Genomic DNA, 6,509 nt, shown 5'->3' with positions numbered 1-6,509 from the left:
GACTAGGGCATTATATATAGAAGGTAATATCACTACATTTAATAACAGCTATAAATATTAGACTACTTATTTATATCTTTGTGAACCAGGCTAATAATACGTTCTAATAGTTTGTTCATCGACCTTCGTTGTGGTTTATCATTCTTATGTAAGATCTCAACATAAGCACTAGCAATAAAAGTCTTATAGTCACTCTCGGAAATGTGTTTTGTGCTTAAATTTTCAAAGACATTTTCCATTGCTTTTCGCTTAGTGAAACAACTTAATGCCTTATCAATCGTATCCAAGAAAAGCGCTTCAATAACAGTTTCAAAACCCATTTCAACATCTTTAAGCGTAGAAATCATCTCAACGACATACACGACATCAGAAGCGCCTTTTAATCTTTTACGTGCTCTCATGTTCCACTTCATATCATTTATTAATTGTTCCACTTCCGTGCGATATCTAACATTCACAGAAAGCATCACAAGATAAGTCATCATATCTTGATCTTGCTTACTTTCATAAACTCTAAGCGCATTATCTGATTGTTCTTGAGCGTGCGCAGCCGCTCTTTCAAGCTCTTCTTCATAGTTACTCAGGTCCTTACAGGCATCATCTAGAATACCGTTTGCAATGAGCTTTCCTAGTGTATATTTTCTATTTCCACCTAACTGGGTGGCAGACATTCGTACCCCGTCGAGATTAAATACAATACCCACCGCAATCCCCTTCTTTGTTTGTAGTTCCACTTTGAGGCTTGAATGTGTTGACTCAACAGCAGTGACAAACTCTGCAAGATTAGAGCGTTGCTTTAACTTATTGATACCAGTTTTTACCAGTCGAGCTATTTGAGCCTTTTTGTTAAATGTTTTAGCGTCATTAATATTAGCAGCAGTATCGTAACCAATTTCATTACTACTTACTAATTGTCGCAGACCAAACTCTATCTCTAGCTCCCTCATTACTTCTTGCGCTCGTATCTTGCTATAAGAGTCTTTGATGCGCTTTCTTGTCACTATATCGATGGTAGATGTGATTACATGTATATGTTGTTCATCGGTATCATTATGTTTAAAAGCAATATATCGACAATTTGCATAACCCAAATGGTTCATCAACTTTTTAGCTGTTTTACACCATTGTGGATTAGTTAAGCTTTCATTTGTATCGAGGCTAACTATCATGTGCTTAAACTGCTGTTTAGCACTTGGGTTAAGTCTAATAGATTCTTGCATCTCTCTTATCGCAAGTGTCATATCTAACATCTCCCCTGGTGCGTTTTTAGCATTTACAGGGATATGTATAATATTATTTGCATAAATAAATTCTGTTACTGCATTAGCGATTTTAGTGGCTCCTGCACCATAATTTACTAAATATTTAGCCACTCGTTCATCGTCACCAGCAACATACTTTATGAGAGTATCTGCGGTCTGCTCAGTGTGCTTACCGCCTTTTTGTTCGGGTTCCTTATAGATCATGACTTGACCCTCTTAATTCTTTCAGTGCCCGAACAAGCTTGTCTTCACTTAAATGCTGTTTTGCTATTTCATAAGCCGCTTCTTGAGTAAAGCTATTCACTAGCAAGTGACGAGTTGCCTGAAACTCTCTTAATAGTCCCGCTAGTACTACAAGAGTACTTTCTATTTCATCTCTTGTGAGAGCTTTACTATTCTCAATATCGGTGGCAATTGTTTTAATTTGATCACTAAGTTCTGAAGTTTCTGAGAAGAACTCTTTAGATGCCTCTAAAATGATGGGTTTGACTTTTACAGCATTATTGATGACGTCACGAGTAAATGCTGAAAGCTTTGAATAACCAGCCATGCATTGCTTATTAACTAGCTCTTGATATTCTTTTTCAGTGAGATTTGTCTTTACTGATTTAATCTGCAAATCAGCAGGTTCTTTACGAGATTTGTATTTCTCTTTTTTTACTGTCTTAATGGCAGTTTCAATAGCTCTAAAATCTTTTGCACCTACATTTCTGAAAATGTCTAACATATCGTTGTTCATAATTATTACCTTTTATTGTATCTATACTCACCTCTCAAACAATTAGATATAGCTATTAGGATCTAAGACTAACAGCATATGATAAACCAGCGCTAACACCGAAGGGGGTTAGTGCAACCAACCAGAATGGGCGGAGTATTTGTCGGAGTTTTTATTTGGGACAAATAAACGCGCAGACACAGCTTGCTTCAAAATCCATTTTTATATTATCACTTTATAACACCATTAATTTCAACAAATATTTTTAACCTTGTATATTTAAAGTTATCATTAAAAAAAACAAAACAAGCATCAACATATGAAAATTAAATAAACACATAATAATCAGTCAGTTACAAATACCCCAATGCATTATTGCTTTTAGCCTACTTACTGATTAAGTAAAAAACAAGCTAAGATACTTAAAAGTTAAGTTGTTGTTCAATGTCTTATTATTATAGTATAAGAAACGAGTGATTTATTTCACATTCATGATGAAAATAATTTACTCACTGATAATTAATAACTAATTAATTTAGAGTGACTGTAGATTGATTTTTCAACACAAGATCAAAATAAGCCGTTAGTTTTTCAAACGCACTCTATGTTAAAATAACTAACAATTGAATTGCTCATTGAAAAATGATCACCACACTATCTTTCATTCTCCCAATCATTTAATTAAATACAGTGTATACTCGTACACAAGCGATACAGATCGTAAGCTAATTCACTGACAAACCATTACCTTTTCGGTTTTATGCATTCTTTGATATTCTTATGAAATGAATTTGTACTGAGCTGGCTAATCATATGAAATCAACATTAGACAAATCAAAGCTATCTGAATCCGACATTATCTCGAGATCCATTCTTCCTTCGCTCAAAAATGCAGGATAAGATGACGTTAATGGATGGTTTCGTAAACACTGGCATAATGTAGATAAGAAGCAAGAGACAATAGATGAATCAGCCATTATTTAGCAGTTTATTGGATAAGTACGATGGTATCTAAGAAATTGATATTATTTATTTTTTGAAGATGAAACCTTTTGAAATGATTGGCGTCCTGATGAGATCGTCAAAAATTGCTTTGGCAGACAAAAACCATATTTAGTGTCAATCTCTTAGTTGGAAGCAGAGATTTATCAGTTAGCATAACCCTTATTGGGCTAGGTTGGCCAATTTTAGCCTGATTAACAACAGAATATCACAATGCATATCTATATTTTTGGTAACCTAAATTCAGGCAAAACAATGTTAAGCAAACAAATGCAAGGACGTTTGCCTGAGTTCACTTATTTATCATTAGATGAGTATCGAATTCGCTTTGGCGATGGAACCGAGCAAGGTGAGCAACTTGCTTGTGAGCATTTCCTTGCTGCGGTTAAACAACAGGAAAATGCGATTGTTGAATTTACAGGATACGGTCAAACAGCTAGCCTTCTTACCAATCAATTAGATAGGAAAACAGGCATATTAATCTGTTGCACTAGAGATACTGAGCAGAGCATCAATGCAATTGATGATGAGAAATACTCAAAAATCCCTTACCCATCATCCTACAAAAGACTGCAATCTGTTGATGAAACTATTAGATATTTGAAAGATAAAATCATACCGACAGAACTAGAAAGTCACTGGCAAAGACAGATTTGGCAGTCTTACAGTTTTGACTTCTCTGATAACTTTGATTCCTTCTGGTCGGCCTTCCCATTATCTCAACACACTTGGGTCAGTAAGCTGAATAAAGTATTAAGCACAGATACAAGCGCACCTACAGCTCTACTTTACGGAAGCTTGGGGGCTAATCAGTTAACAAAGCGCTCTGATATCGATTTATTTATTCAGTCATCGATTTCGGTTCAGGGTTGGCATGAAAGGCTCCTCAGATTGTTCGGTGAACAATTGGCTCATACCGATATTTTGGGGTCGAAAATCACTCTTAGAACACAAGACCGATTGCTTATAGAAATCGTTATAGGCCAACCGTTGTCTGACATTTCTCTTTATTATCGCGAGTCACAAATCTACAACGTTCACTTCACTATTTTAAAGGATGAGCTTGGCCTTGCAGAACAATTAGACGCCGTTACCAAAACACATACAAGCGAGCGAAAGCAAGCCAAAGAGTTGGCCGCTCAGGTTTACTTTTTATTTTGCTCCTTACCGAACCTTATCGCTAACAAAGACAGTTACAAGTACCACTTTCACTGCTCTATCATCCAGCACTATTGTGTTCAGCTAGAACATTTATTGCTAAGTGAGTTTAAACACAACTACCTTCCCAAGCACGCTGCTACAACATTGATTGACTTCCCATGGCAAGTATTTAAAGGCTCAGCAACTCATATCAGTACAGTGCAATATACTGAACTTTATCAGTACCTAATCACACTGTTCGAACGGCTTAGAAAGAAACAACTGATTAAAAGTAATGGCTATTTCTCTGTGGAGAATAGCTTTCTCCATGAGATCCCTAGCGAAGATAACAAGGCTTAAAAATTGAAAAATCATCAAATAAAAACAATCAACTACCAACTGTGGCTAGTGCTGATTCTGACAAGCTTAATACCATTAATCTACTCAACTACACGAATCCATTTCTTGGGCAGCATCCCTAGCCCATGGACTTTTAGCATTGCAGCACAAGTTGCATGGCTAAATGTAGGATATGAAGTCCTCAGCGAAGCATTACTTATCCCTCTAGCATTTATTCTAGGCAGAGTTATTCATAGTAATGAAGCTTTTCGCGAACGAGCCAGTCTATCTCTTTTGGTTACCTTAACTTGCTACTTTGTGGTGACCGTAATGGTATTGTGGCTAGCCCCGAACTTTGTAGATGCTATGCAGCAACAGGCTGAATTATTGACCCAAACGATCCAATACATTCGATTGGAATCTGCCGCTATTTTGCTTTCCAGCTTCTATGCTTTTTTGTCTTTGATTCTCGTCCTAAGAAATGAACGAAAGGCGCTGTATGGTCTCCTAATAGTACAAATGCTCATGACTGTCATTTGTGACAGCATCTTCGTCAGTCAACTACCTTACTCCCTTCAGTTAGGAGTGAATGGTATTGCTCTGAGTAATATCGTAGTCAATAGTCTTCTCGCACTGTTTGCCCTGATTTATTTATCGAAATCAGGGATCACTCTGAGCTTCAAGTTTTCTAAAGGAGATCAATCGCAATGGCTCAAAGAATGGGCAAAGATTGGATGGAAGTCAGGGCTTGAGTCACTCGTGCGAAATACTGCCTTTATTGTCATGATTCTTCAGCTTATTAACCAAGTGCAACAAGCGGGAACATTCTGGGTTGCTAATCAATTTATTTGGGGCTGGCTACTACTCCCCGTTTTGACATTAGGATATCTGGTTAAGCAAGATGCTGCGACAAACAATGGATTAACATCTGAGCGAGTCAATAGCTACCTTTGGATAACGTTAGGAATTATTGCTGTTTGGATACTCACCGCACCGCTTTGGAACAGCTTTATAGCCAATATCATGGGGATAGAGAACCCAGAATCAATCACCAGTCTAGTTTGGCTAATGGTTGGGTTCTATGTCATTTTCAGTTTAAACAATGTCATCGACAGTTACTTTTATGGTATTGGACGCACGGATTTAATGCTGTATCAATCACTTATCGTAAACACCTTGTTTTACGGTTGTGCTTTTGTGCTTTACCAAATCGGTATCTTTGCCCCAACTCTTGAACGAATCGCCATAATGTTTGGCTTGGGCATTACTGCTGATGCGATAATAACTTGGCTATTATACTTAGTTCTACGTAGTAAAACGGACGATATACAAGCGGCTGAAATCCAGTCGTAAGGCCCTGTAAATAATTCTGTATAATTGCAATTCGTATAATCTTTGTCTTCACTAGATGAACATATAAACGCAAAAATGTAGAATAAAACGCCTATTTATCCGATTTATTCTACCCACACCCTTTCATCCAGTCAGCTGATAATTATACCGTCTTTGGGAAGCACAATATCCAGCTCTAACGCAACAAAAATTGAGGACTAAAAAATATTGATTGATTTTGATACGGCTATGAATCTAATACTGTGGGTAGATTAAATCTCAGTAATTCTTTACCTTCTGATTTCCTAGATCTTACTTCTAATCCAACAAAACCTTGTTGCGAAATAGATTCAACAAGTTGATCTATTTCACGTTCATTATCATCATATCCACATTTTATTGAAAAATTGTTTAAAGAGCCTATAATTATTTCCATTTTATCTTTTGTGAAGTACACCGTTATACGGTTATCTTTCAAAAACTGATTGAATAAAACTCTATCCTTTTCTTCAGAAAAATCAATATCAAGGTTAGACAGTTTTCCTGTGACACGTGATTTACTAGCCTTGATTTCATTTTCAATTTTTTCTCTTTCAATTCTTTTAATATTATATTGATTTTCCCATTCTTCATCATCAGAATATTGTGTCATATATTCACGTATCTTTGACATACTCTTATCAATCGCATTAATTTTCTCTTCTAAGTGAGAAATG

4 protein-coding genes and 1 pseudogene are annotated in these 6,509 nt (G+C 36.3%); 2 read left to right on the top strand and 3 right to left on the bottom strand.

Features of this window, described 5'->3' with window-relative positions; translation table 11 throughout:
* Positions 1 to 62: 62 nt before the first annotated feature.
* Both AACU59_RS02385 and AACU59_RS02380 read right to left on the bottom strand, forming a co-directional pair.
* On the bottom strand, positions 63 to 1,466 hold the full coding sequence (locus AACU59_RS02385; RefSeq protein WP_161437632.1) for a relaxase/mobilization nuclease domain-containing protein: 1,404 nt from the start codon (positions 1,464 to 1,466) through the stop codon (positions 63 to 65).
* Positions 1,456 to 2,001 carry a hypothetical protein gene (locus AACU59_RS02380; protein ID WP_017048753.1) on the bottom strand — a complete coding sequence of 182 codons (546 nt, stop codon included), beginning with the start codon at positions 1,999 to 2,001 and terminating at the stop codon, positions 1,456 to 1,458. The genes AACU59_RS02385 and AACU59_RS02380 overlap by 11 nt, the downstream gene beginning before the upstream one ends.
* Positions 2,002 to 3,237: 1,236 nt before the next feature.
* Between AACU59_RS02380 and AACU59_RS02375 the strand changes: the two genes are divergently transcribed.
* Together AACU59_RS02375 and AACU59_RS02370 are read left to right on the top strand one after the other, a co-directional pair.
* Complete coding sequence (locus AACU59_RS02375; RefSeq protein WP_236732763.1) at positions 3,238 to 4,482, top strand: hypothetical protein; 1,245 nt, start codon at positions 3,238 to 3,240, stop codon at positions 4,480 to 4,482.
* A gap of 3 nt (positions 4,483 to 4,485) precedes the next feature.
* Positions 4,486 to 5,814 (top strand): MATE family Na+-driven efflux transporter, encoded by a 1,329-nt coding sequence (locus tag AACU59_RS02370; RefSeq protein WP_094145672.1) that lies wholly within the window; start codon positions 4,486 to 4,488, stop codon positions 5,812 to 5,814.
* A gap of 226 nt (positions 5,815 to 6,040) precedes the next feature.
* On the opposite strand, the pseudogene AACU59_RS02365 reads toward AACU59_RS02370, so the two are convergent.
* Positions 6,041 to 6,509 (bottom strand): annotated as a pseudogene (locus AACU59_RS02365) (recombinase family protein); the annotation flags it as partial.

It is taken from the genome of Vibrio sp. V23_P3S9T160, from assembly GCF_963886625.1.
Lineage (GTDB): Bacteria > Pseudomonadota > Gammaproteobacteria > Enterobacterales > Vibrionaceae > Vibrio > Vibrio anguillarum.
The sequence above is the reverse complement of the archived record's forward strand: the minus strand, read 5'-3'. Positions and strand labels throughout refer to the sequence as shown.